Raw genomic sequence first — 25,127 nt, forward strand, 5'->3', positions numbered from 1 at the left:
CTGAGCGAAGCCGAAGCATGATGCGGAGTCTATAGAATCTTAGTTTGATGGATTCCTGTTTTCACAGGAATGACAATCCATAGGTGAATTATTCTCTTATTTTTGCCCAAAATTGGGATGGAAACGAATATATTGTTTTCATCGCCCATCAAAAATTTTTGTTGATATTTTCACCCCAATGTTTAAAAAATGAGTCGAAAACTGGAAAATAACGAGCTGGACCGATTGGATGTGACCAGTTTTAAGGAGGCAAAAAAATCGCCAATCATCATCATTTTGGACAATGTTAGAAGTTTAAACAATATCGGTTCCGTTTTCCGCACAGCTGATGCTTTTTTGGTACAGAAAATCTATCTCTGTGGAATTACGGCAACCCCACCTCACAAGGATATTCGAAAAACAGCATTGGGCGCTACCGAAAGTGTGGAGTGGGAATACAAAAAGGATACTTTGGAGCTTGTTGAGGCCTTGAAGGAGAACGGTGTAAAGATAGTTTCGGTGGAACAGGCCGAAAATGCTGTGATGCTCAACGATTACCAAGTTAAACCAGACGAAACGATAGCTTTGATTTTTGGAAATGAGGTGAAAGGGGTATCACAGGAAGTAGTGACTGCCAGCGATGCGGTTCTGGAGATTCCCCAGTTCGGCACCAAACATTCTTTGAATATCTCGGTTAGCACTGGTGTAGTGGTATGGGACATCTGGTCCAAGCAGAATCCCTAAAATAAAAAAAAGCCCTGAAAAACAGGGCCATATATAAAGTCTGAGTTAGTTAGTTTCTCTTATTGAGGGTGCTAATAAAATAAAACCATTCGTTATATCCAAACATTTTCCAAAAATTCTCTTAAATGTTTAACAAAAGTATATTGTCTTCCAGCTTTTCTAAAATGAATTCGTAATCGTCAGGATTGTGCACAAAATCGAGTTCGCCCATGTCCAGGATTATACTGTTTTGATTGGGATGGCTTTTGATAAAATCCAAATACCCTCTATTGATTTTCTCTAAATACACCGGGTCGATGTTCTGCTCATAGTCCCGCCCTCTTTTTTTGATATTGGCCAATAACCGTTCGGTATTTTGATAGAGGTAGAGATATATTTCTGGCTTTCTTACTTCTTTGTACATAAAACTAAAGACCTTTCGGTATAGATTGTACTCCTCTTTTTGTAAGGTGATCTTGGCAAAAATCAAAGATTTAAAAATGTCATAATCGCTCACCATAAAATTTTTGAAGAGGTCAAACTGTGAGGTATCATCCATAAATTGCTGGTACCTATCCGCCAAAAAGGACATTTCCAAAGGAAATGCATAACGTGCTTGGTCTTCATAAAATTTGGGGAGAAAGGGGTTGTCCGCAAAACGTTCCAATACCAATTTGGCATTAAAATCGTTGGCGATCATTTTGGACAAGGTGGTTTTTCCTGCGCCAATGTTTCCTTCAATGGCAATCAATTGCAATTGGGAAAAAAGCCCCGACCGATCTTTAAAAAGCTTGTGCTTGGTTTTGGTTAGCCTGCTTATGTCCCTACATTCCTGTAAAAGATTGCGGGTGTCCTTGTACAGCACAGGATGGTAAAATTGTGGTGCTATATCCCCCAAAGGCTTCAAAACAAAGTTTCTGTGCTGCATTTGCGGATGTGGGATCACCAAATCATCATTGTTGATGATCTCTGATCCAAAATAAATAATATCGATATCCAAAGTTCGCGAACTATATCCGCCTTCTCCAGAACGGATTCTCCCAAACTCTTTTTCAATCTGCAATAAAATATTTAGTAATTCCTTGGGGTTGAACGGGGTTAATAGCGATATAACAATATTTAGGAATTGATCGCCCTCGAAACCAATTGCCGGATTTTCATAAACCGAGGAAATATCCAGGACCTTGCCTGCTTTTTGCTGGATACGAAAAATGGCTTTTTGGAGGTTCGCATAGCGATTTCCCAAATTACTTCCCAATGAAAGATATACCTTTTGCTTTCTGCCCATAATCGAAGAAACAAAGTAAACAAAACAATACTACATTGGTTATATTTGAGGCGTATTAAATTTTATTGAATGAAGTTTTTAAGAAACCTACTGGCCTCAATTTTGGGGAGCTTGGTGGCATTTGGAATATTGATGGGGATGTTCTTCATCTTTTTGGCCCTAATAGGAAATGTGGATGATGGTGTTGTGGTGAAGAAGAACTCTGTGTTGGAACTCAGTTTTGTTGCCCCTATTTTGGATTACACAGGAAAAGATGAGACCGACCCGTTTGCTGCTTTTGGTGGTGAAGAACTCGGTTTGGATGAAATTCTGCACGCTATCAAAGTCGCCAAAAACGATGACAATATAGAAGGTATTAGCATCACCACAGGTTATTTGATGGCAGGAGTTGCCCAAACCCGGGAAATAAGAAAAGCCCTGCTGGATTTTAAATCAAGCGGAAAATTTGTAATGGCCCATTCCGATGTGTATGCGCAGCGGGATTATTACTTGGCCAGTGCAGCCGATGAGGTGTACATTAACCCTGTTGGTGTTTTGGATTTTAAAGGGTTGGCCACCGAAGTGCTTTTTTTTAAAGAATTACAGGAGAAATCAGGAATTAAAATAGAGGTTATCCGTCATGGTAAATATAAAAGTGCCGTGGAACCATTTCTTTCCGATACCATGAGTGATGAAAACCGTACCCAGATAAAAGAACTGATTAGCTCTATCTGGAACGTTATTGTGGACGATATTTCGGAATCTCGAAACATTACGCCCCAAAACTTGAACACAATCGCCGACACCCTTGGTGGAAGAACCCCTGAATATGCAGTAGCTTCGGGACTTTTGGATGGAATCTTGCATTACGATGAGTATGAGGGGTTGCTCAAGGAAAAAATGGAGGTGCCAGAAGATGACGAACTAAACTACGTGGGGCTTAGGGATTATGTGCAGAAAGCCAACAAAAAGAGCATCAGAACAGGGTCGGACAAGATAGCCGTTATCTATGCCCAAGGAGAAATTTTGGGTGGCGAAGGTGGAAAAGATTACATAGGACAAGACCTTATTGTGGATGCTTTGCATAAAGCAGTGAACAATGAGCATGTTAAGGCCATTGTACTGCGTGTAAATTCGCCGGGAGGCAGTGCTTTGGTCTCCGATATTATTTGGAGGGAAATACAGTTGGCCAAAAAAGAAAAGCCTTTGGTGGTTTCCTTTGGAAATGTAGCGGCGTCCGGTGGGTATTATATCGGCGTGGGGGGCGATAAGATTTTTGCCGAACCTACTACCATAACAGGGTCAATAGGTGTTTTTGGTACTATTCCCAACGTTCATGAACTGGCAAAAAATATGGGTGTAAATGCAGAGCAAGTGGGCACGAACAAAAACTCTGTGGATTATTCCTTTTTTGAACCCATGACCGATTCCTTCCGCAATGTGATGCAAGAAAGTATTGAGGAAACTTATGACACCTTTTTGGACCGCGTATCCAAAGGCCGAAACATGTCTGTGGAACAAGTAAACAAAATCGCCCAAGGTAGGGTTTGGAGTGGTGTGGATGCCCAAGCTATTGGTTTGGTGGATGAACTGGGGACTTTGGATGATGCCATTGCCGCTGCTGCCGAAATGGCCGGACTTGAATCTTACGGTGTTCGTAAATACCCCAAATACAAATCGGATTTTGAGCGGTTTATGGAAGATTTTGGGTCGGTAAAGACCAAATTGGGAGAGTCCATCATACAAGAGGAAATAGGTGCGGAAGCCTACGAAGTTTTGAAGGAGTTCAAGCAATTTACCAAACAAGAAGGTGTCCAGGCCAAGATGCCCTTCAGCTTAAAGATAAAATAAGTCGATTATAATAGTTCTTTATTGAATTTTTAAACTATTTATGACGCAAAAGGACAAGAAGTTAGCATTTTCCATATATCTGTATCTAGGAGCATTGTTCATTACCTCCTTGGTGGTGTCCAACCTTATCTTCCAAAAGTTTTTCTCTTGGAGCCCTTTTGGAGATGTTACCGTTTTTGGAGCGCCACTTTTTGAACTTTCGGTAGGAATTTTACCCTATCCCATCACTTTTTTGATTACCGATTTGGTCTCCGAGATTTACGGACAAAAAAAAGCTAACCAAGTGGTAACGGCAGGTATTTTTGCTTCGTTTTTCTCTATGGGAATCATTTTGTTGGCCAATTATTCCAGTGCCATACCAACATCGCCCGTAGATGATGCGACTTTTACCACTGTATTTGGTTTGTCGCCGCTTGGAGTATTGGCTTCGATGTTGGCTTATTTAGGGGCCCAATACATCGATATTACCATTTATCACTTTTGGAAACGGCTCACAAATGGTCGAATGTTATGGCTTCGGAATAATTTTTCCACCTTTTCATCACAATTTATTGATACTTTTACGGTTGTAGGGCTATTGTGCATTTTTGGTGTTTTGCCTTGGGATAAGTTCTACGGATTACTGATCAGTGGAGTGATTTTTAAGATGATGATCGCCCTCCTCGACACCCCTTTGCTCTATTTTTTCGTATATCTAATGCGAAAAAGATTTAACTTAAAAATAGGGGAAGAAATTTCTTTGGATTGATAACTTCTCCTTTAATTCGTTGTAAAACATACAATTATGAAGAAAAAAGTCCTAAAAATTACCGCAATAACCCTACTTATCCTACTAGCAATAATCATTGCTGTCCCGCTATTTCTTCAAGGTAAAATTGAAGAAATCATCAAAACAAAAGTAAACAACAGCATAAATGCGACCTTGGATTTCGAAAAGGCAGACCTTAGCCTTCTCAAAAGCTTCCCTAATGCCAATGTTGGACTTAGCAAGCTCTCTTTGGTCAACAAAGCCCCTTTTGAGGGCGATACCTTGTTCTACTCTTCGGAGATTGAGTTGGCCATGTCCATAAAAGAATTGTTTAAGTCTGCTGATGAGCCGATTGTTATTAAAACGCTGAACATTGACGGCGCCAAGCTGCACATCAAAGCGGATGCCGAAGGCAACGCAAACTACGATATTGCGAAAGAAAGTGAAGAAACAGCCTCAACAACTTCCGAAGAATCCAGCAATAATTTTACGCTGAACATGGATTCCTACGCCATTACCAATTCCGAAATTATTTATGAGGATTTGGCCAGCGGAATGCTATTGGACATTTCTGAGATGAACCATTCGGGAACGGGCGACCTTTCCTTGGAAAAATCGGAATTAAAAACCCTTACCGATGCTTTGGTGTCCTTTGAAATGGACAGCACCCGATACCTGAACAAGAACAAAATCAACTTGGATGCCCTGATAGGTATTGATTTGAGCGAAAACAAATATACTTTTTTGGAAAACAAGGCCATGATCAACCAATTGCCCTTGGTGTTTGATGGTTTTGTGAAAGTAAACGAGGATAACCAAGAAGTGGACATCACATTTAAAACACCATCGTCAGATTTCAAAAACTTTTTGGCGGTGATACCCGAAGCCTACGCTTCAAATATTGAAAATGTTCAGACCACTGGGAATTTTGAGGTGAACGGTGAATTTAAGGGTGTGGTGGATGATGAACATATCCCGACCTTCAAAATTGCGATCAACTCGGAAAATGCTTCGTTCAAATATCCAGATTTGCCCAAATCAGTGCGGAATGTGTATATCGATACCGAAATCAACAACGAAACGGGAATCACCGAGGACACTTATGTGAACATTAACAGGTTATCCTTTCTTATTGATGAGGATAAATTCAACTTGAACGCAAAAATTCGCGAATTAATGGGCAATACCAAGGTAAATGCCCATATGGACGGAAGCATCAACTTGGCAAATATTTCCAAAGCCTATCCCGTGCCGGATGATTATAACCTTAAAGGAATCTTGAATGCCGACGTTACTACGGCCTTTGACATGGCTTCTTTGGAGAAAAAGCAATACCAGAATACCAAGACCAGCGGAAAAGCATCGGTATCTGGTTTTGAATATGCTTCGGAAGAACTTAAAAATCCGGTGGCTATCAACACTGCCGCAGTTACCTTTAACCCGAATACAGTAACCCTTAATTCTTTTAAAGGAAAAACAGGAAGTACGGACTTTGATGTGAAAGGTACATTGACCAATCTGTTGGGCTTTATGTTCAACAATGAAAATATTGAGGGAAACTTTACGCTTGCTTCCAATCAGTTTGCCCTGAACGATTTTATGGTCGAGGAAACCGAAAAGGTTGAAACGGAAGGTTCGGAAGAAGAAAAAAAATCCACTCCAACCGGGGAAGAACGTATCAAAATACCATCGTTTTTGGATTGTACTATAGAAGCTTCTGCCAATACGGTGGTCTACGATAACCTTAACCTGAAAAATGTAAAAGGAACCCTCCTTATTAAGGATGAAACGGCCACGGTAAAAAACCTTACTTCCAATTTATTTGGGGGTACATTGGGCTTGTCCGGTTCCGTATCTACCAAGCAAGAGAGTTCCACATTCGATGTAAATCTTGGAATGAATAATTTTAATATTGGAGAGTCCTTTGCCGGGCTGGAACTTTTTAAAGTTTTAACACCTTTGGCAACGGCGATTCAGGGGAAACTAAATTCGGACGTAAAAATATCGGGAAACCTAAAGGATGACTTTACACCGAACTTGGCCACAATTTCCGGTAATTTATTGGCAGAATTGCTATCGCCCAAGGTGGATGCCCAGAAAGCACCGTTGGTATCGGCCCTGGACAGTAAGCTTAGTTTTTTAAACACCAAGGAAATCAATTTGGATGGACTGAAAACTGCTTTGAGTTTTGACAATGGCACGGTTAAAGTGAAACCATTTACCTTGAAATACAAGGATATAGGCATTGATGTTAACGGAAGCCATACGTTTGACAAACAGATGAATTATTCGGCCACTTTGAATGTGCCTGCCAAATATTTGGGTACAGAGGTAACTAAATTGATTGCCCAATTGAACGATGACAGCCTAGGTGAGGTAACCGTGCCCGTAACTGCAAATATTGGAGGTAATTTTGCCAATCCATCTGTAAGTACCGATTTAACGTCGAGCGTAAAAACGTTGACTTCCAAGTTGGTGGAAATGCAAAAACAAAAATTGCTCAACAAAGGCAAGGACAAGGCAAAAGACCTTTTATCCGATGCCTTTAAAAAAGATAAATCCGATACGACTTCAACCAAGTCCGATGGGGTCAAGGAAGCCATTGGGAATATATTGGGTGGTAAAAAGGACACAACTGCAACGGATAGTACAAAGGCCAAAAAAGAGGACGAAGTAAAAGATGCTGCCAAATCCATTTTGGGCGGACTGCTCAAGAAAAAGAAAAAGGATACGGTGAATTAGGGAGGTCTGTTAGGACTTGGTTTTCATTTTTTCGAGGAAATTGACCATTTCCTTAAGACTGGCTTGCAGTTCATCATAGCCAATAACATCGCCTATGGACATAAGGTCCAGTAGGTTTTCTTTGGTTCTGGCCTTCACGGATTGTTCTAAAAAATCCAATGAGTCCTTTACTTCTTGTGACGGGTTTTCAATGCGTTTGAGCATTTTCAATGTATGCAGTACTTCTTTTAGCATTTCTTGTGTTTTTAAAACAGGGTGTAAGTTATTAAATCTATGTAGAAAACACACAAGTGGTGTTATACATATAAAATGTCTAAATACACTGGTTGATGTTTATCCCTACATAATAACCCTCGCTACCCCTAACATTGAACACTGTATTGTCCTCAAAAATGAGGTATTGTCCCTTAATGCCCTTAAGCACGCCTTTATAGCTTGGTGTTTTGTCCAAATTAAGGCTTTTTACCTTTTCAGGATATTGCAGCACGGGAAACTCCAAATGGGTCTCTTCTTTATCATCCAAAAAATAAGTAATTGCTTCATCCGGGATGCTTGCCTTTAATTTATTGCGCCACGCTACCAAATCCACATCTTCAATATCATTTTTGAGCATTTTTTGCCAGCTGGTCTTGTCGCTCACATGGTCTTTGAGGGCAACTTCGGTAATCCCAGCCAAATAGCGATTGGGAACCTCCACAATTTCGATGGCCTCGTGGGCACCTTGGTCAATCCATCGGGTTGGCACTTGCGATTTACGGGTAACCCCAACTTTAATGTTGCTGGAATTGGCCAAATACACAATATGTGGCTGTAGCTGCATCTTTTTTTCAAACTCAAGGTCGCGGTCCTCCTTGTCCAAATGGGCGGTACTCAGTTCGGGTTTCATAATCCAATCGCCGGCAAGGGGCGTTTCAAAGAAACAGGACTTACAAAACCCCTGCCGATAGATAGGTTTGTCCTCGCCACAGTTTAAACATTGAAATTTGATAAAATCTATCTGAAGTTCCTTGTTCAACCCTTGATTCATATTGATAAAGTCGTTCTCAAAAACCAAAAAATATTGAATGGGACTTCCGATTTCCGTTCGCATCTTTCTCAGTACTCCTTCGTATAGCATATTAAAATGAATGTATTTATCTTATTTGAAAATGAGTGTTAGAAAAGCTATTTTAGCGGTTGGACCAACCTTAGTTTCTTTGGTTAAAGATACCTAAAATGCCAATACCATTATTCAACTCCATTGCTTCTTGGTTATTGAGAAAGCGCTACCATCAAATAGAGCTTTTTTTAAAGTATCCTTTGGATGTTCAGGATGAGGTGTTGCACCAGCTTTTGGATTTTTCCAAAGATACGATGATCGGGAAACAATATGGGTTTCAAGACCTTCCCAAGTATGAAGAATTCCGAAACAGGGTACCTATTGTAACCTACGAAGATGTTGCTCCACTTATTGAGCGTACACGTAGGGGCGAGCAGAATCTGTTTTGGCCAACTTCCATTAAATGGTTTGCCAAAAGTAGTGGGACCACCAATGCGAAGAGTAAGTTTATTCCCGTAAGTACCGAGGCCTTGGAGGATTGCCATTACAAATCCAGCAAGGATTTGCTGTGCCTATACCTTAACAACAATGAAAACTCTCAATTATTTACAGGTAAAAGTTTAAGATTGGGCGGTAGCAAAGAACTTTACGAGGATAACGGGACTTTTTTTGGCGATTTATCTGCCATATTGATTGATAATATGCCGCTTTGGGCCGAATACAGTAGTACGCCGAGCAACAAGGTTTCCCTTATGACCGAATGGGAATCCAAACTGGAGGCCATTATTGAAGAAAGCATCCGTGAGAATGTGACCAGTTTGGTCGGCGTGCCGTCTTGGATGTTGGTATTGCTCAATCAGGTTTTGGAAAAAACCGAAAAAAACCACTTGTTCGAGATTTGGGAAAATTTGGAGGTGTATTTTCACGGAGGGGTAAGTTTTACGCCCTATAAGAACCAGTATAAAAAACTCTTGCCCAGAAAAAGGTTCAATTATTACGAAACCTATAATGCATCCGAAGGGTTCTTCGGTATCCAGGATCAGAACAATTCCGATGAGCTTTTACTGATGTTGGACTATGGGATTTTCTACGAGTTTATCCCGATGGGTTCCAATGGAGAAGGGGAGCAGGCCATTCCACTTTGGGACGTTCAACTGGGCGTTAATTATGCCATGGTCATCACGACCAATGCCGGATTGTGGCGCTATAAAATTGGTGACACCATACGATTTACTTCTAAAAATCCCTACCGAATCAAGATTACCGGACGTACCAAACACCATATCAATGTATTTGGCGAAGAGTTGATCATAGAGAATGCAGAGGAAGCCTTAAAGCAGGTTTGTCAAAAGACAGCGGCAGAGATAGTGGATTACACCGCCGCCCCCATTTTCATGACGGGCAAGGAAAAAGGTGCACATGAGTGGATCATAGAATTTAGAAAACCACCGGAGAGTATTGCCTATTTTACCGAAATGCTGGATAATGCCCTTAAATCCCTGAACTCGGACTATGAAGCCAAGCGCTATAACAACATCACCTTAAAGATGCCCAAAGTACATGTAGCGCGTAAGAATTTGTTCCATCAGTGGCTCAAGTCCCAGAACAAGCTGGGTGGCCAACACAAAATTCCAAGATTGTCCAATGAGAGGAATTGTATCGAGGAACTTCTTCAAATGAATATCCAATAAGGGCCGATTATCGTAAAAAAATGACGTTCATCTGAAGTTTACGAAAACGTTTTCGTAACTTTGAACCGTTCACCGTAAAATTTTTTCTTTTGAACAAATAAAAGAGGATTTGAAACGTTTATTGATGAAATTCCCCCTATCAAATCTTTTTGTAAACACAAAACCATTAAAATCATGGCAGAAGAAAAGCTTGTTATAATTTCAGACAAATGGGGATCCAAGAAGGGACTTTGGATAGCCTCTTATTTTGGTTACCTTCAACAGTACTACGATATTGTTTTTTACGATTGCCAACAATTGGGCAATATTGATGTTTCTATTTCCTCAGAGGAAAATATAGATTTGGCTTTTAAAGAAAATGGAATTAAAAGGGCGGTATCCAACCTGATCAAAAAGGAAACCCAACCAGCGCATTATTTAGCTTTTGGTATGGGAGCAACGGTTATTTACAAAGCTTCGTTAATGGGCTTACCAGCAAAAACAATTACCGCTATTTCCGCTGTTGGCATTGAAACAGAAGAACAAACAGCACCTACCGATGTGCAATTAATTTACGGTGAGTGCGATAAATCCAAGCCTGGGTTAAAGTGGGCCAAAAGTGTTGGTGCCAATCTTAAGATTGTTCCCAATTTTGGGCACACCCTTTATTCTGATGAGAAAATTATCTCGGAGATTAGTTTGGAGCTATTGGAGAATGTTACTAAAAAAGCAGTCTAAATTAAGAGACTGCTTTTAATTTTTTCACTGTTTCGTACGAGAGCTTTTTCTCGGCATAACCTTTTGTTACCTTAAACTCAGTTTCTTCACTACTGGGTAGGGAGAACATGGCATCGGTGAACACGGCTTCGCACAAAGAGCGTAAACCACGGGCGCCAAGCTTGTACTCCACGGCTTTTTCAACAATATAGTCCAATGCCTGGTCGGTAATGGAGAATTGAATATCGTCCATGGCAAACAGTTTTTCGTATTGTTTGATGATGGCATTTTTTGGCTCTGTTAAAATGGCACGAAGTGTTTTGGAGTCCAACGGGTTCATGTGGGTAAGCACAGGGAGCCTTCCGATAATTTCAGGGATAAGACCAAACTCCTTCAAGTCTTTAGGTATTATATACTGAAGAATATTTTCTTGGTCCAGGTTTTCATCTGCTTTGGAAGCACTGTACCCAACCGCTTGCATGTTTAAGCGCTTGGTGATGATACGCTCTATACCATCAAAGGCGCCACCCGCAACAAAAAGGATGTTTTCGGTATTTACCTCGATGAATTTTTGGTCGGGGTGTTTACGGCCACCTTTAGGTGGAACGTTAACGGTGGTGCCTTCCAAAAGTTTTAAAAGTCCTTGCTGAACCCCTTCTCCGGATACGTCACGGGTAATGGACGGGTTATCACTCTTTCTAGCGATTTTGTCTATTTCATCAATAAAAACAATACCGCGTTCCGCTTTTTCCAAATTGTAGTCTGCAGCTTGTAGCAAGCGGGTCAATATACTTTCCACATCTTCACCAACGTAACCAGCCTCAGTTAAAACTGTGGCATCGACAATGGCAAGGGGTACATTGAGCATTTTGGCAATGGTTTTGGCAATAAGGGTTTTACCGGTTCCGGTTTGCCCCACCATAATAATGTTGCTTTTTTGGATTTCGATATCTTCATCCTTGCCCTTGGGCTGCAACAATCTTTTGTAGTGGTTATAAACCGCCACGGACATTACTTTCTTGGTTCTTTCTTGTCCAATTACGAATGTGTCCAAGAAATCGTGAATCTCCATAGGTTTTTTTAAGACCAGTTCGGAAGATAGATCTTGGTTTTTTGATTGTTTGGACTCTTCGGCTACAATGCTATGGGCTTGCTCAATACATCTATCGCAAATATGCGCATCAAGTCCGGCGATCAATAAATTGGTTTCCGGCTTTTTTCTACCACAAAAAGAACATTCCAAATTTTCCTTTGCCATATAATTTTAATCTTCAACCAACAATAACGCAAAAAAAACGGATTTGTTCTACGTTAAATAGTTGTTTTTTAATCAATTGTGGAGATTCTTATTTTTCTCTCACTAATATTTCGTCTATCATTCCATACGCTTTGGCCTCTGGAGCCTTCATCCAGAAATCGCGGTCGCTGTCTTCATATACTTTATCGAAGGATTGGCCCGAATGCTTGGAAATGATCTCGTAAAGCTCATTTTTGATCTTTAGCACTTCTTGTGCGGCAATCTCGATATCGCTGGCCTGACCCTGCGCTCCGGAAAGCGGTTGGTGGATCATTACCCTGGAATGGGGCAATCCACTGCGTTTGCCTTCGTGCCCCGCACAAAGCAGCACAGCCGCCATAGATGCGGCAATACCAGTACAAATGGTGGCTACATCCGGCTTAATAAACTGCATGGTGTCGTAAATGCCCAAACCTGCATACACACTTCCGCCTGGGGAGTTGATATAGATTTGAATATCCTTAGAGGCGTCGGCGCTTTCCAAGAAGAGCAACTGTGCCTGTACAATATTGGCCACCTGATCGTTGATGCCTGTTCCCATAAAAATGATCCTGTCCATCATCAATCTGGAGAAAACATCCATGGCAACTGCGTTCATTTGCCTTTCTTCGATGATGTTTGGCGTCATGTTCATGGGGTACATGGTACTCATGAGCTTATCATAGTACATGCTGTTTATACCATGATGCTGGGTAGCGTATTTTTTAAATTCTTTTCCGTAATCCATAGGATTTGACTCGATTTATCTTAAAAAAAAGGTGCCGAAAAATTAGCTTTCCGGCACCGTAAAGATACTTAATTTTCTTTTAGCGAAGCCTTAGCTGTATGCTTCCTTGATGAAGTCGTCATAAGATACTTCCTTCACCTTAAGGTTGGCCTTTTCTTTATAAAGGTCCAAAAGTTTTTGGCTCATCAATTGTTCGGATAGTCTTTTCACCTCGTCTTGATTGCTCATAACTCTGGCTGCTACACTTTCCAATTCCTCATCTTTAGGGTCCATATGGCCGTATTGGGCCATTTGCGATTTAATGAATCCTTTAGCGAATTCCTTAAGTTCTTCAAATTGAACTTGAAGTTCGTTTTCTTGTATGATCTTACCCTCGATCAATTGGTAGCGAAGTCCTTTTTCCGATTTTTCGAACTCTTCTTTGGCCTCATCTTCGGTCAATGGATTTTCCCCACTGATCTGAATCCATTTTTTCAAGAACTCGGAAGGAAGTTCAAATTTGGTTTCGTCAATCAATTTTTCGGTAATGTCGTTCAACAATTTTTGGTCGGATTGTTGTTCGAATTGTTTTTCCGAATCTTCTTTGATTGTATCCTTCAACTCTTTTTCAGAAGTTACTTTTCCTTCTCCAAACAATTTATCAAAAAGATCTTGATCCAAAGCAGCTGGTTCTCTCTCGTTTATTTCTTCAATGGTGAAAGTAACATCAACTTTTAGGTTGTCTGCTTTGTCACGGGCAATGCCCAAGGCGCCGGATAAGAGGTAGTCTTCCTTAAAAAGTCCTTTTGTGGAAAGGGTAACGGTATCACCAACCTTTTTTCCAACAAGGGCATCAACAGCTTTTTTGCTCTTGATTTTATCCATTTCGACGGTAGTCTTGTGGTCGATTTCCTCTTCTTCGTTGGCAAAGAAACCGGATACTTCATCGGTTTTGCCCACTTCGGTCTTGGAAATCAATTTTCCATATTGCTTTTGAATACGTTCCACTTGCTCCTCGATCATTTTTTTGTCGGCCACAATTTTATATTGGGTCACGGCTTTTTTGGTCTTCAGGTTAACGTCGAAGCTCGGTGCCAACCCCAATTCAAATTCAAAATCGAGATTGTCCTTGTCCCAATCAAAATTGTCTTGTTGTTTTGGAAGAGGGTTGCCCAAAACATCCAACTTTTCTTCGGTAAGGTATTTGTTCAGATTGTCTTGAAGCAGTTTGTTAACTTCATCCACCAAAACAGCCTTGCCGTACTGCTTTTTGATAAGCCCCATAGGAACCTGACCTTTTCTAAAGCCCGGGATGTTGGCTTGTTTTTTATAATCCTTTAGGATTTTTTCTACTTTGTCTTGATAGTCTTCTTTGCTTATGGCAACCTTTACAACTGCATTAAGATCGTCAATCTGCTCTTTGGTTATATTCATTTCCTACCTAATTTGCTTTCTAAAAATGGGATGCAAAAGTAATGCTTTTTTGTGATGCTGACAACTTTTTAAACCGTTGACTTTCAAACAAAATGATTTCTATTGATCTTCTTTTAAAATGGATTGTAAAATGGCTTGTAAAAATGCGAGTAGCAGACTAAAAAGAATGGCCCACCAAAAACTGGTCACATGGAAGCCGTCAATTAAATTGGCTGCCAAGAGTATAATTATGGCATTGATTACCAATAGGAAGAGCCCTAAAGTGAGTATGGTGATGGGTAGGGTGAGGATGATCAATATGGGTTTCACCAAAAAATTGAGCAGACTGAGCACAACGGCTACGATAATGGCGGTCATCATGGAATCTACGCCCACTCCGGGCAATACGTAACTTAGTATTACAACTGCTAGGGCATTGAGTAAAAGTCTTAGGATTAGTTTCATAGGTTCAATTGATTTTATAAATAAAAAGGCACCGAATTTCGGTGCCTTTAAGATAAAGAAAATAATGTTTGTTTAGTCAATATAAAGTCCGGTGTAGTCCAAAGGATCAACCCCGGGTAAATTTGAATTGTATTTTGCGTTGATAGCACCTATAAAGGCATTGGCGACAATGGCGTAACCTCTTGGTGCTGGGTGAACACCATCCAAGGAAAATCCACCTCCTGTGGCAAATGTTGCATCGACAATGCTTCCATCGGCTTGCTGGAATCCATTTTCTTTTAACTCGTTCAACAATGCATTGGCATCTACAAAGGCAAGGTCGTAAGCTGCGGCCAAACCTGCAATGGTTTGGTTGTATGATTCAAGTGCAGTTTCCACAAGGTCTTGCTCATCGGTTGTCAGTACCCATTTATCTGCCAAGGGAACGGCAACTCCATTGATTGATGTTGGGTTGTTCGGGTCGGCCAATGTTCCGATATGCGTTCTTGCGGTAAGCACCAAAAGGTCTTCTTCGGTGGCTTGTCTCATGTTGGTCAATGCAGGGTTGTATGCTGTTAAATCCGTTAGGTCTTCATCTATTATTACTACCGCATTTCCTTCACCAGGAGCAAAAGAGATGGTTCTTTCTGCCAACTCTTCTTCGGTTATAATATTTAATTGTTGTAATTGGGCCAAACCAGCGTTGTAGGCACCATAAGCTTCTGCGCTGTTCAAAAAGGCAGCGGTGGCTTCATCCAAAGGAATGGGGTTGTGTGGTACGGTGGTAAAGTAAGGTATGTCTGTTACGTTGGGCAAATTGGCAATGGCGCCATCTGCACCATTTGCAGTCATGGCCTGTAACATGGCATCAAGTGAGCCTGCAAAAACATTAGGGTCTGTAATATCATTTCTGGAATAGGTGCTAGGGTCTAAATTGCCAGTTTGGTCAACTCCTGTACCGCCTCCGGTGGCATACAATAAAATATCGTTGGAGCCTGTCCAAAGTGTGAAAAATGTGGTGCCCTGAGCAGCGGCATCACCAATAACTGTGGCGGATTCGGAAGATGAGAACCTTGCAAAATAAGGATTTGCAGTTCCCATGGCCACGCCTGTTACGCTACCATATCCCGGGGCTAACAGTTCATAACTTTTAGAGCCAGGCACTCCCATATTATTGTAGGTTCCGGGCAATTTAACGGCTACATCTGTTGTGCCTTGCCCTTCAACAGGTGTTGGGCTTGGGCTTTCACCCAAAAAGGACAAAATCAATCTATTGCCTGCTATAGGATTTCCTCCAAGTGTCATTCCGCCTAAATTATCCGCCATAAAAGGGATTTCAAAACTTCCGCCTCCAGCAAGCGAAAAGTTGGCTGCCAGCATGTTGGGAAAGGATGCTTTTTGTCCATCTTCAAACAATGCATTGTCAGAGAAACCGGCGGTCAATGAGTTTCCTACAGCTACGTAGTTTGAAAAATCTGCTGTTCCTGAAGTATATTCTACGGGTTCTGGACCCGGTGTTTCGGTTATTGGGGTATCATCTTCGCATGCAATCAAGAATAAGCCTAGAAATGGGAGTAGGGCATAAAACTTTTTCATATCAAATAATCTGTAATAGTTAGTTTATGTTAATTGTTATGGTAAAACCAGAACTAACCAAATCTATATCAAATTTGCCATACAGACAATTAAATGGGCAAAAAAATTATGCATGCATAATAAAAAGGGGTGGATTTTAAGAATTCAAAAACTTAAAACTCTTCTCGTAAAACTGTTTAGGGTTCTCGGCATGGAGCCAATGTCCTGCTTTATCAATGGTTTCAATTTGGGCATTGGGGAAGTGCCTTTTTATTTCTTCAAAGTCGTTGGGCTGTATATATTCCGAACGATCGCCGCGTAAAAATAGGGTAGGACCATCATAAATGGCATTGGGGGTTATGTTTTCGCCAATATCCTCCATTTGGTCTTTGAGGACATCAAAATTGAAACGGAATCCTAGTTTTTCCTTTTCGACCCAATACAGGTTTTTGAGCAAAAACTGTCGAATGCCTCTTTCCTTAATATGTTTTGATAGTTCATCATCGGCTTCCCGTCTATCTGAAATTTTGTCAAAATCCAATTGGGAGAGTCCATTGAATATAAAATCGTGATGTGGTGGGTAATATTTCGGGGCAATATCAGCAACAATTAATTTAGTCACCCTTTCTGGATGCGAAGTGGCCAGTTGCATGGCGGTTTTGCCACCCATGGAATGGCCCATTACAAAGGCAGATGCTATGTTGTGGTAATCCATATAGTTGATGACATCATCACTCAATAGATCGTAATTGAACTCTTCGGAATGAAAACTTTTTCCATGGTTACGTTGATCTATCAAATGAACTTCGAATCCATTTTCGGAATATTGTGAGCCGAGCGTTTTCCAATTGTCGGACATGCCCAAAAATCCATGTAGAATAATAAAAGGTTGTCCTTCGCCCAATATTTTTGAATGTAATATGTCCATTATTTCAATCGGTGTAAATACATGTTTACCACATTTTCGAGGCCCAGGTAAAGAGATTCGCAGATCAAGGCGTGCCCAATGGATACCTCCAAAAGGTGTGGAATGTGTTCCTTGAAAAATTTGATATTGTCCAAACTAAGATCGTGCCCCGCGTTGAGACCCAGACCAACCTGTTGGGCCATTTCGGCAGCTTTGACAAAGGGAGCAATGCTTTCTTCCTTATTGCCTTTGGCAAACCCGTGGGCAAAACTTTCCGTGTAGAGCTCCACTCGGTCGGTACCGGTTTCTGCAGCTGCTTTTACCATTGCTGCATCGGGATCCACAAAAATGGAGGTTCGGATACCTTTTTCTTTAAAAGCTTTGATGACGTCCACCAAAAAATCTTTGTGTTTAATGGTGTCCCAACCAGCGTTGGAGGTGATGGCATCCTCAGCATCAGGAACCAAGGTTACTTGTGTAGGCTTTACTTCAAGGACTAAATCAATAAACTTTGGAATCGGGTTGCCCTCAATATTAAATTCCGTGGTCACCACCTTTTTTAAATCCCGGGCATCTTGGTAACGTATGTGGCGTTCGTCGGGTCTTGGATGTATTGTGATACCCTCTGCGCCAAAAGATTCGATGTCCTTGGTCGAAGTAATCAGGTTGGGCACGTTACCTCCCCTGGAATTTCGTAATGTTGCCAGTTTATTTATATTGACACTCAACTTTGTCATGTGCTTCTTTTTTAGATTGTCAAAAATAAGAATTCGGCATGCCTTTTGCCATTTTAAATTAGTATTTTGCACCTAATAGAAGTGTTATGAACATTCAAGACAAAATAATCAATACAGTTCCCGTTTTTGAAGTGTCGGAAACTTTGAAGGATGTGATCAAGTTTTTCGAAGAGACTACATTTTCCCATGTTGGGGTTACCGAAAACGGCACTTATTTGGGGTTGCTCTCGGAGAACGACCTTGCTTGTTTTGAACCTAAAAAGAAGATTGATGATTTTCGATTGGAGATGGAGAGCTTTTTTGTAACCAAGGAAACCGCTTGGTTGGATGTGTTGGAAATGTTCTCAAGAAACGAAGCCAATGTATTGCCCGTTTTGGATGAAGACCGTTTGATTATTGGGTATTATGACCTCGAGGATGTCGTGGACGTTTTTATAGACACTCCTTTCTTTAGGGAACCAGGCGCCATTTTGGTGATTTCCATTGGAATTAAAGATTATTCCTTTAGTGAAATTGCCCAAATTGTGGAAGGTAACAACGCCCGTTTGTTGGGAGCCTTTATTACAGCGTCCGAGAATGATATTGTTGAGATTACCTTAAAAGTCGGCACACAAAGTTTGAACGAAGTGGCCCAGACCTTTAGGAGATATAACTACACCATTGTATATGGGAACAGTGATGACCAGTTCTTGGAAGATTTGAAACGGCGTTCCGACTATCTAGAAAAATATCTTAACGTTTAGTATGAAGGTAGCCATATACGGTCAGTCTTTTCAACAAGAGGACCAGCTTTGCGTAGTGGAACTTTTGGACGAATTGAAGAAGTTGGATGCATCTGTTTATGTGGAAGAGAACTTCAACAAGCTCGTGGCCACAATCACCAAAGAACAAGTAAAAGGGACATTTACCCAATCCAAAGGATTGGATTCTTCCTTTGATATGTTCGTGAGTTTTGGAGGTGATGGCACCATGCTGCGGGCCGTTACCTATATAAAGGATTACGGAATTCCCATTGTTGGGGTCAATACTGGTCGATTGGGTTTTTTGTCCACCTTTAAAAAAGAAAATGTACGCAAGCTCGTTACCGAGTTTGAAACTGGACACTATACCATCGAGGAACGCAGCTTGGTGGAAGTGGAACTGAACTCCGAACTGGATGAGTTCAATGGTCTCAACTTTGCACTGAACGAGATTACCGTCAGCCGTAAGGACACTACATCCATGATCACTGTGGAAACATGGTTGGATGATGAGTACCTCACCTCTTATTGGTCCGATGGATTGATTGTTTCCACCCCAACAGGCTCAACAGGGTACTCATTGAGTTGTGGCGGACCTGTGATAGCACCCTCGGCAGAATCCTTGGTGTTGACGCCCATTGCACCGCACAACCTTAATGCAAGACCTTTGGTTATTTCTGATAAAACCCAAATCAGGTTAAAGGTTTCAGGCCGGGAACAGACCCATTTAGTATCCTTGGATTCCCGCATTGCCGATATTCCCAATGGAAAGGAAATCCGAATCAAAAAAGCGGACTTTACCATCAAAATGATCGAGTATAAATCCGAAAGCTTCTTGAAAACATTGCGCAATAAATTACTTTGGGGAGAAGATAGACGCAATTGATAAAATCAAAAGCAATAAAAGGAGCGAAAAACTGTTTAACAAGGGAAAGCAACTTTAAATATAAATCTATTGACCTTCCTTTACTCTTAATTCTTGAAACTTTTTGGATAGTATGCGGATAGTTTTGGCTGTTTTTCTATGCTGTGTGATCAAGGTGAGTGCGCAAACCTACGAGATAGGGGTGTTCGCCGGTGGTGCCAACATGATAGGTGATGTAGGAAGGACCAATTACATATTGCCATCAGGCCCTGCCTTCGGCGGAATATTTAAATGGAACAAAGGAAAACGCTACGCGTGGAGGGGGAGTGTCCTCTACGGTAAAGTGACTGCCGATGATGCCAAATCAAATATGCAATCCAGGCAACAAAGGGGCTATGTAGTGGATAATTCCATTTTGGAGTTCTCCGCCGGACTGGAAATCAACTTTGTGGAATATAATCTTCATAAGCTCGGACCTGCCTTCACGCCTTACTTATACACGGGTGTAACCTACTTTAGATACGATTTTAATTATATTGATGCCCTTCAGATGCAGGATATTAACCAAAAAGAAGGTAGTTTTGCAATTCCAATGACGGTTGGGGCTAAGTATCGTTTAAATCAATTCTTGATTCTTGGTGCCGAGATTGGGGCCAGATATACTTTTACGGACAATTTGGACGCAAGTAACCCAGAAGGTTCCAATTTTGAGCAATTCCGATTCGGGAATATATTGAGCGACGACTGGTACGTTTTTTCAGGTATAACATTAACCTATACCTTTGGACGTAAACCCTGCCAGGATTGTTTTCAATAAAATGCACACACTAGAGGACGTAGACAAAGAAAAACTACCGCAGCACGTGGCCATTATTATGGATGGTAATGGCAGATGGGCCAAGCAGCGTGGCAAAATACGCATGTTCGGACATGAAAACGGAGTGGAATCGGTAAACCAAACCGTAGAGAGCTGTGCAAAGCTCCAGATACCATTTTTAACGCTTTATGCCTTTTCCACCGAAAATTGGAACCGCCCCAAAACCGAAATAGATACCTTGATGAAGCTTTTGGTCAACGCCCTTAAAAGGGAACTAAAGACCTTGAACAAGCATAATATTAGGTTAAGGGCCATTGGGAAAATAGAAACATTACCGTCAAAAGTATATAAAGAGTTGACCGAGGTAATGTCCAAAACAGAAAATAATTCGGGGATGACCCTTACGCTAGCATTGAGCTATGGCTCACGTGAAGAGATAAAAACTGCGGTCCAGCAGATTGCGACCAAAGTTAAAAATAACATAATTTCCCCCGAAAATATTGATGAAACAGTTATAAATACACATCTTTACGCGCACTTTTTGCCCGATGTAGACCTGCTTATCCGCACAAGTGGCGAATGCAGGATAAGTAATTTTTTACTTTGGCAGATAGCATACGCCGAATTATATTTTATTGATGTATTTTGGCCCGACTTTAGAGAAAACCATTTGGTAGAGGCCATATTAAGTTACCAAAATAGAGAACGACGATTTGGAAAAACGAGCGAACAACTTAACTAAGGGTATCACAAATTTCATCCTTTCAGCCCTTATTATCCCATTATTTTTATTTTCAGCCCACGGTATTGCCCAGGAGACCGACTTCGAAGAAGGCAAGCAATACATTTTGGGAGGTTTGACCGTAACGGGTTTACAAAGCTACAACGAACAAACGGTTAAGAGTTATACCGGTTTACGAGTTGGTCAGCCCATTAAGGTACCTGGCGATGAAATTAGTACCGTAATCAAAAAGTTGTGGAACCTTGATTTGTTCAGTAATGTAGAAATGTATTATACCAAAATCGAGGATGATAAAATCTTTTTGGAGCTTAATATTACCGAACGGCCTACCTTAAATAACGTTACGGTCTATGGTGTTAAAAAAAGAAAAGTGGAGGATATCATCGACGACACCGATCTTAAAAAAGGTAAAAAAATCACCGAAAGTTTAATCGCCAATACCAAGAATTACCTTCAGAACAAGTATAAAAAGAAAGGTTTTCTAAATGCCAAGGTAAGCATTGCCACAACTGCCGATACCACTGGTACCAATGTGCAGAACATGGTCATCAATGTAAACAAGGGCGATAAGGTTAAAATAAAGGACATCAACTTTGTTGGTAACGAAAAACTCTCCAACAAAAGGCTTAAAAAATCGCTTAAAAATACCAAGAAGAAAAAGTTCTATCGATTTTGGAAAAAGTCCAAATATATTGAAGCAGATTATCAGGAAGACCTGGACAACTTAATTGATACCTACGCTGAAAGAGGATACAGGGATGCCAGGGTATTGTCGGATACTTTTGTTAAACTGGATGAGAAAAATATTGAGTTGACCATTAAAGTGGAAGAAGGCGATAAGTACTACTTTGGTGATATAGACTTTGTAGGGAACTCGGTGTACACCGATAGAATGTTGAGCCAGGTATTGGGAATCAAAAAAGGGGATACCTATAATGGAGTACTGCTCAAGGAGCGGGTTGCAGACGATTCCGACCCGGATGCCCAGGATTTAACCAACCTGTATCAGAACAACGGATATTTGTTCTCCAGTATAAACCCTGTAGAGGTTTCCGCTGTAAACGATACCATTGATTTTGAAATAAGGATCATTGAAGGGAAGGAGACCTTTTTGGACCATGTTACCGTTTCTGGTAACGATAAGACCAACGATCACGTAATCTATAGAGAGATTCGTACAAGGCCAGGTCAAAAATACAGCAAGTCCAATATTGTAAGGACCATTAGGGAGTTGGGACAACTTGGATTTTTTGATGCCGAGCAAATCGTTCCGGATATTATAAATCCAGACCCCAATGCAGGTACTGTGGATGTAAATTATAGCTTGGTGGAATCAGGTTCCAGCCAAATTGAGCTTCAAGGTGGTTTTGGTGGCGGAGGTTTCATAGGTACTTTGGGACTTTCCTTTAGTAACTTCTCTTTAAAGAATATATTTAACAAGGAAGCCTATAAACCCGTTCCCATGGGAGATGGGCAAACATTTGCTTTGCGTTTGCAGGCCAGTAGGACTTTTAGGGTGTACAGTTTAAATTTCTCCGAACCGTGGTTGGGCGGCAAAAAACCCGTGAGGTTTAATTTATCACTTTCTAGGACACAGCAATTTGCTACGGGTTATGACCAAAATGGTAGATTGGATGTGGATAAATCCAGGGGGTTTGCCATTACGGGGGTTTCTGCCGGCTTGGCCAAAAGAGTACAGTGGCCGGACGATTTCTTTACCATTTCACACTCGTTGAGCTATCAGTTGTACGATTTTAACGATTACAATAGTGGACTCTTTAATTTTGGTAATGGTAGTTCCAACTCCTTAAGTTATACCTTTGGTATTTCCAGAAGTTCCCAAGGGCCCAGTAGAATTTTCCCTACCTCGGGTTCCAACTTTGAGTTGACCGCCAAATTCACACCGCCCTATTCCCTGTTCAGTGGGAAGGATTATAAACAGTTGAAAGAAGATATTGATGATACAACCCGAAGACTTTATGAAATAGGGGAGCCCGGATCAACCGAAGAGCAACTGGAGTTCAATCAACTTAGTGGAGATTTGGAAAGAATGGAAGAAGATAGGTTCAAACTTTTAGAGTATTACAAAGTAAAGTTTAAAGGGGACTGGTATCAGGCCATTGTGGGCAAGCTTACTTTGCGAACCAATGCCGAATTTGGATTTTTGGGAGCTTATAACCACGATATCGGAAATGTTCCTTTTGAACGTTTTTATGTGGGAGGAGATGGTTTAGGAAACTTTACCTTGGATGGAAGGGACGTGGTGCAGCTTCGCGGCTACGAAAATCAATCCCTCACACCTTACATTACGAATGCCATCACGGGTAATTTAGAACAGGATGGAGGAACCATTTATAATAAATTCTCTCTGGAATTGCGTTACCCATTGACCTTAAAACCTTCGGCATCTATTTATGCCCTATCATTTTTAGAGGCTGGTAACGCCTTCAACAATTTTAATGATTATAATCCGTTTGAGTTAAAAAGATCTGCCGGAGTGGGGCTACGTATATTTATGCCGGCATTCGGACTCTTGGGGATTGATTTTGGTTACGGCTTCGATACCGATGCCCGTCCAGGATCAGTTGGGCCAAGCGGCTGGCAAACGCACTTCATCATCGGACAGCAGTTTTAATCAATGGAAAATCGTGTATTGCTAATTTGTAAATGATTCATTATAAATTAATTAGTAATTTTGGCACGATATTTTCTATGTAAAAAGCGGAATCAAAGATGAATACCAAAGTTCTTTTGTCATTAGTTGTTTTGATGTCGTCCCTTTATGGGTTCTCCCAGAGGGGAGTGCGAATAGGGTATGTGGATATGGAATATATCCTCGAAAATGTGGAAGAGTATCGGGATGCTACAGAACAATTAAACGCCAAGGCCCAAAAATGGAAACAAGAAATTGAGCTGAAGCAAAGCGTTATTGATCAAATGAAAAAAGATTTGATGGCGGAAAAAGTGCTTTTGACCGATGAACTGATTCTGGAGCGGGAAGAGGAAATCCAAATTTTGGAAAAGGAAATGTTGGACTACCAACAAGACCGTTTTGGACCGCAAGGGGATTTGGTATTGCAAAAACAACTTTTAATACAGCCGATACAGGATCAGGTTTTCAACGAAGTTCAAAAAATCGGTGCCAATAAAAGATACGATTTTATTTTTGATAAATCCGCAGATGTTGTAATGTTGTACTCCGAAAAAAGACACGATATCAGTGACTTGGTTTTAAGGGAGATAGGACGCACCAGAAAAATCAGTGCATCCAACAAAAAACAGGAGGATCAAAGCCGTTTGGAGCAGTTCCAAGAAGAGGAGGACCAAATCAGTGATGCCCTAAAGGAAAGACAGGAGCAAGCTGCTGAAGCCCAAAACGAAAGAGAGAAGGCAGCAGAAGAAAGAAGGGCCGAAAAGTTGAAGGAACGCGAAGAGCGCAAGAAAGCATACGAAGCACGAAGGAAAAAATTATTGGAAGAGCGTGAAGCCCAGCGGAAAGCCAAATTGGAAGAACGAAAAAAAGCGCAAGAACAACAAAAGGATTCAATAGGATAATTTATATTGAAACACTAAATTTAAAGTCAAAAAAGTAACGTTGAGAATCATGAAAAATGTAAAAAGGATTGCTGTAGCCCTAGTATTGTTTGTTGCGGCTACGGGTTTTGTAAATGCACAGAGCAAGGTTGCACACATTAATGTACAGCAACTATTGTCTGAAATGCCGGAGATGAAGGCTGCACAAGCTGAATTGAAGAAATTACAAGAAACCTACAGAGCAGACATTCAAAGCTCCATGACAGAGCTTCAAAACAAGTATACCCAATACCAGAACGAAGCCACTTCCAAAACAAGGGAAGAAAACGAACAAAGAGCGGTAGAGCTTCAAGGGTTCGAGAAAAACATTCAAGAAGCTGAGCAGGCGGCCATGCAAGAAATGCAGAAAAAACAACAAGAATTGTTTGCTCCAATTTCTGAAAAAGCAAAAGCAGCTATCGAAAAAGTAGCAGCGGCCAAAGGCTATGATTACGTAATCGATGCCAGCCCAGGTTTGAGCTTGATCGTGGCCAAAGGCCCGGACCTTTTGCAAGAAGTAAAACAAGAATTGGGTTTCTAAACCGTGATTTTACAATATTTAAAAACCGCTTTTA

The 25,127-nt window shown here is 41.0% G+C and carries 23 protein-coding genes; 13 read left to right on the forward strand and 10 right to left on the reverse strand.

Annotation, left to right across the window (positions count from 1 at the left end):
- Positions 1 to 189 precede the first annotated feature (189 nt).
- On the forward strand, positions 190 to 723 hold the full coding sequence (locus tag MURRU_RS09395; RefSeq protein ID WP_014033226.1) for an RNA methyltransferase: 534 nt from the start codon (positions 190 to 192) through the stop codon (positions 721 to 723).
- 121 nt (positions 724 to 844) lie between these two features.
- Here MURRU_RS09395 and folK read toward each other — a convergent pair whose 3' ends face one another.
- On the reverse strand, positions 845 to 1,990 hold the full coding sequence (gene folK / locus MURRU_RS09400; protein ID WP_014033227.1) for a 2-amino-4-hydroxy-6-hydroxymethyldihydropteridine diphosphokinase: 1,146 nt from the start codon (positions 1,988 to 1,990) through the stop codon (positions 845 to 847).
- Positions 1,991 to 2,059: 69 nt separating this feature from the next.
- On the opposite strand from folK, the gene sppA reads away from it, so the two are divergent.
- Genes sppA through MURRU_RS09415 form a run of 3 tightly spaced genes read left to right on the forward strand, consistent with a single transcriptional unit; the run spans position 2,060 to position 7,310 of the window.
- The gene (sppA, locus tag MURRU_RS09405) at positions 2,060 to 3,820 is read left to right on the forward strand and encodes a signal peptide peptidase SppA (RefSeq protein ID WP_014033228.1); all 1,761 of its coding nucleotides are present in this window, start codon (positions 2,060 to 2,062) and stop codon (positions 3,818 to 3,820) included.
- 40 nt (positions 3,821 to 3,860) lie between these two features.
- Complete coding sequence (locus MURRU_RS09410) at positions 3,861 to 4,568, forward strand: queuosine precursor transporter (protein WP_014033229.1); 708 nt, start codon at positions 3,861 to 3,863, stop codon at positions 4,566 to 4,568.
- A 36-nt stretch (positions 4,569 to 4,604) separates the two neighbouring features.
- On the forward strand, positions 4,605 to 7,310 hold the full coding sequence (locus tag MURRU_RS09415; protein ID WP_014033230.1) for an AsmA-like C-terminal region-containing protein: 2,706 nt from the start codon (positions 4,605 to 4,607) through the stop codon (positions 7,308 to 7,310).
- A 9-nt stretch (positions 7,311 to 7,319) separates the two neighbouring features.
- On the opposite strand, the gene MURRU_RS09420 is transcribed toward MURRU_RS09415, so the two are convergent.
- On the reverse strand, positions 7,320 to 7,544 hold the full coding sequence (locus MURRU_RS09420; RefSeq protein ID WP_014033231.1) for a hypothetical protein: 225 nt from the start codon (positions 7,542 to 7,544) through the stop codon (positions 7,320 to 7,322).
- Positions 7,545 to 7,623: 79 nt separating this feature from the next.
- Positions 7,624 to 8,427: a DUF2797 domain-containing protein gene (locus MURRU_RS09425; RefSeq protein WP_014033232.1), complete on the reverse strand. Its 804-nt coding sequence runs from the start codon at positions 8,425 to 8,427 to the stop codon at positions 7,624 to 7,626.
- A 98-nt stretch (positions 8,428 to 8,525) separates the two neighbouring features.
- Between MURRU_RS09425 and MURRU_RS09430 the strand changes: the two genes are divergently transcribed.
- Both MURRU_RS09430 and MURRU_RS09435 read left to right on the forward strand, forming a co-directional pair.
- Positions 8,526 to 10,040 carry a GH3 auxin-responsive promoter family protein gene (locus tag MURRU_RS09430; RefSeq protein ID WP_014033233.1) on the forward strand — a complete coding sequence of 505 codons (1,515 nt, stop codon included), beginning with the start codon at positions 8,526 to 8,528 and terminating at the stop codon, positions 10,038 to 10,040.
- Between the two features lie 174 nt (positions 10,041 to 10,214).
- Positions 10,215 to 10,757 carry a hypothetical protein gene (locus tag MURRU_RS09435; RefSeq protein ID WP_014033234.1) on the forward strand — a complete coding sequence of 181 codons (543 nt, stop codon included), beginning with the start codon at positions 10,215 to 10,217 and terminating at the stop codon, positions 10,755 to 10,757.
- Between the two features lies 1 nt (position 10,758).
- On the opposite strand, the gene clpX is transcribed toward MURRU_RS09435, so the two are convergent.
- From clpX to MURRU_RS09470, 7 genes are all read right to left on the reverse strand, one after another.
- Complete coding sequence (gene clpX / locus MURRU_RS09440; RefSeq protein ID WP_014033235.1) at positions 10,759 to 11,994, reverse strand: ATP-dependent Clp protease ATP-binding subunit ClpX; 1,236 nt, start codon at positions 11,992 to 11,994, stop codon at positions 10,759 to 10,761.
- An 88-nt stretch (positions 11,995 to 12,082) separates the two neighbouring features.
- Positions 12,083 to 12,760, reverse strand: coding sequence for an ATP-dependent Clp endopeptidase proteolytic subunit ClpP (clpP, locus tag MURRU_RS09445; RefSeq protein WP_014033236.1), 678 nt, complete (start codon positions 12,758 to 12,760; stop codon positions 12,083 to 12,085).
- A gap of 90 nt (positions 12,761 to 12,850) precedes the next feature.
- A complete protein-coding gene (gene tig / locus MURRU_RS09450) occupies positions 12,851 to 14,173 on the reverse strand; it encodes a trigger factor (protein ID WP_014033237.1) in 1,323 nt (440 codons plus the stop codon).
- 99 nt (positions 14,174 to 14,272) lie between these two features.
- A complete protein-coding gene (locus MURRU_RS09455; protein ID WP_014033238.1) occupies positions 14,273 to 14,617 on the reverse strand; it encodes a phage holin family protein in 345 nt (114 codons plus the stop codon).
- A 72-nt stretch (positions 14,618 to 14,689) separates the two neighbouring features.
- Positions 14,690 to 16,192: an SGNH/GDSL hydrolase family protein gene (locus tag MURRU_RS09460; RefSeq protein WP_014033239.1), complete on the reverse strand. Its 1,503-nt coding sequence runs from the start codon at positions 16,190 to 16,192 to the stop codon at positions 14,690 to 14,692.
- A gap of 136 nt (positions 16,193 to 16,328) precedes the next feature.
- Complete coding sequence (locus MURRU_RS09465) at positions 16,329 to 17,099, reverse strand: alpha/beta fold hydrolase (protein WP_014033240.1); 771 nt, start codon at positions 17,097 to 17,099, stop codon at positions 16,329 to 16,331.
- Positions 17,099 to 17,815, reverse strand: a complete 717-nt coding sequence (locus tag MURRU_RS09470; protein ID WP_014033241.1) for a pyridoxine 5'-phosphate synthase — start codon at positions 17,813 to 17,815, stop codon at positions 17,099 to 17,101. The genes MURRU_RS09465 and MURRU_RS09470 overlap by 1 nt, the downstream gene beginning before the upstream one ends.
- Before the next feature lie 86 nt (positions 17,816 to 17,901).
- On the opposite strand from MURRU_RS09470, the gene MURRU_RS09475 reads away from it, so the two are divergent.
- The 7 genes from MURRU_RS09475 (at position 17,902) to MURRU_RS09505 (ending at position 25,093) form a co-directional block, all read left to right on the forward strand.
- A complete protein-coding gene (locus MURRU_RS09475) occupies positions 17,902 to 18,558 on the forward strand; it encodes a CBS domain-containing protein (RefSeq protein ID WP_014033242.1) in 657 nt (218 codons plus the stop codon).
- Position 18,559: 1 nt separating this feature from the next.
- Positions 18,560 to 19,441: an NAD kinase gene (locus MURRU_RS09480; RefSeq protein WP_014033243.1), complete on the forward strand. Its 882-nt coding sequence runs from the start codon at positions 18,560 to 18,562 to the stop codon at positions 19,439 to 19,441.
- A 112-nt stretch (positions 19,442 to 19,553) separates the two neighbouring features.
- Positions 19,554 to 20,237, forward strand: coding sequence for a type IX secretion system protein PorG (gene porG, locus MURRU_RS09485; RefSeq protein WP_014033244.1), 684 nt, complete (start codon positions 19,554 to 19,556; stop codon positions 20,235 to 20,237).
- A gap of 1 nt (position 20,238) precedes the next feature.
- On the forward strand, positions 20,239 to 20,979 hold the full coding sequence (locus MURRU_RS09490; RefSeq protein ID WP_041801440.1) for an isoprenyl transferase: 741 nt from the start codon (positions 20,239 to 20,241) through the stop codon (positions 20,977 to 20,979).
- Positions 20,951 to 23,614: an outer membrane protein assembly factor BamA gene (gene bamA / locus MURRU_RS09495; protein ID WP_014033246.1), complete on the forward strand. Its 2,664-nt coding sequence runs from the start codon at positions 20,951 to 20,953 to the stop codon at positions 23,612 to 23,614. Before MURRU_RS09490 ends, bamA begins: the two co-directional genes overlap by 29 nt.
- Before the next feature lie 98 nt (positions 23,615 to 23,712).
- Positions 23,713 to 24,534, forward strand: coding sequence for an OmpH/Skp family outer membrane protein (locus MURRU_RS09500; protein WP_014033247.1), 822 nt, complete (start codon positions 23,713 to 23,715; stop codon positions 24,532 to 24,534).
- Between the two features lie 49 nt (positions 24,535 to 24,583).
- On the forward strand, positions 24,584 to 25,093 hold the full coding sequence (locus tag MURRU_RS09505) for an OmpH/Skp family outer membrane protein (RefSeq protein WP_014033248.1): 510 nt from the start codon (positions 24,584 to 24,586) through the stop codon (positions 25,091 to 25,093).
- Positions 25,094 to 25,127: the final 34 nt, after the last annotated feature.

The organism is Allomuricauda ruestringensis DSM 13258 (assembly GCF_000224085.1).
Classification (GTDB): domain Bacteria; phylum Bacteroidota; class Bacteroidia; order Flavobacteriales; family Flavobacteriaceae; genus Flagellimonas; species Flagellimonas ruestringensis.

Bases quoted from the DNA above. Each gene is read 5' to 3' on its own strand.
- MURRU_RS09395 (WP_014033226.1), top strand. From the start codon at position 190: ATGAGTCGAAAACTGGAAAATAACGAGCTGGACCGATTGGATGTGACC.
- folK (WP_014033227.1), bottom strand. From the start codon at position 1,990: ATGGGCAGAAAGCAAAAGGTATATCTTTCATTGGGAAGTAATTTGGGA.
- sppA (WP_014033228.1), top strand. From the start codon at position 2,060: ATGAAGTTTTTAAGAAACCTACTGGCCTCAATTTTGGGGAGCTTGGTG.
- MURRU_RS09410 (WP_014033229.1), top strand. From the start codon at position 3,861: ATGACGCAAAAGGACAAGAAGTTAGCATTTTCCATATATCTGTATCTA.
- MURRU_RS09415 (WP_014033230.1), top strand. From the start codon at position 4,605: ATGAAGAAAAAAGTCCTAAAAATTACCGCAATAACCCTACTTATCCTA.
- MURRU_RS09420 (WP_014033231.1), bottom strand. From the start codon at position 7,544: ATGCTAAAAGAAGTACTGCATACATTGAAAATGCTCAAACGCATTGAA.
- MURRU_RS09425 (WP_014033232.1), bottom strand. From the start codon at position 8,427: ATGCTATACGAAGGAGTACTGAGAAAGATGCGAACGGAAATCGGAAGT.
- MURRU_RS09430 (WP_014033233.1), top strand. From the start codon at position 8,526: ATGCCAATACCATTATTCAACTCCATTGCTTCTTGGTTATTGAGAAAG.
- MURRU_RS09435 (WP_014033234.1), top strand. From the start codon at position 10,215: ATGGCAGAAGAAAAGCTTGTTATAATTTCAGACAAATGGGGATCCAAG.
- clpX (WP_014033235.1), bottom strand. From the start codon at position 11,994: ATGGCAAAGGAAAATTTGGAATGTTCTTTTTGTGGTAGAAAAAAGCCG.
- clpP (WP_014033236.1), bottom strand. From the start codon at position 12,760: ATGGATTACGGAAAAGAATTTAAAAAATACGCTACCCAGCATCATGGT.
- tig (WP_014033237.1), bottom strand. From the start codon at position 14,173: ATGAATATAACCAAAGAGCAGATTGACGATCTTAATGCAGTTGTAAAG.
- MURRU_RS09455 (WP_014033238.1), bottom strand. From the start codon at position 14,617: ATGAAACTAATCCTAAGACTTTTACTCAATGCCCTAGCAGTTGTAATA.
- MURRU_RS09460 (WP_014033239.1), bottom strand. From the start codon at position 16,192: ATGAAAAAGTTTTATGCCCTACTCCCATTTCTAGGCTTATTCTTGATT.
- MURRU_RS09465 (WP_014033240.1), bottom strand. From the start codon at position 17,099: ATGGACATATTACATTCAAAAATATTGGGCGAAGGACAACCTTTTATT.
- MURRU_RS09470 (WP_014033241.1), bottom strand. From the start codon at position 17,815: ATGACAAAGTTGAGTGTCAATATAAATAAACTGGCAACATTACGAAAT.
- MURRU_RS09475 (WP_014033242.1), top strand. From the start codon at position 17,902: ATGAACATTCAAGACAAAATAATCAATACAGTTCCCGTTTTTGAAGTG.
- MURRU_RS09480 (WP_014033243.1), top strand. From the start codon at position 18,560: ATGAAGGTAGCCATATACGGTCAGTCTTTTCAACAAGAGGACCAGCTT.
- porG (WP_014033244.1), top strand. From the start codon at position 19,554: ATGCGGATAGTTTTGGCTGTTTTTCTATGCTGTGTGATCAAGGTGAGT.
- MURRU_RS09490 (WP_041801440.1), top strand. From the start codon at position 20,239: ATGCACACACTAGAGGACGTAGACAAAGAAAAACTACCGCAGCACGTG.
- MURRU_RS09500 (WP_014033247.1), top strand. From the start codon at position 23,713: ATGAATACCAAAGTTCTTTTGTCATTAGTTGTTTTGATGTCGTCCCTT.
- MURRU_RS09505 (WP_014033248.1), top strand. From the start codon at position 24,584: ATGAAAAATGTAAAAAGGATTGCTGTAGCCCTAGTATTGTTTGTTGCG.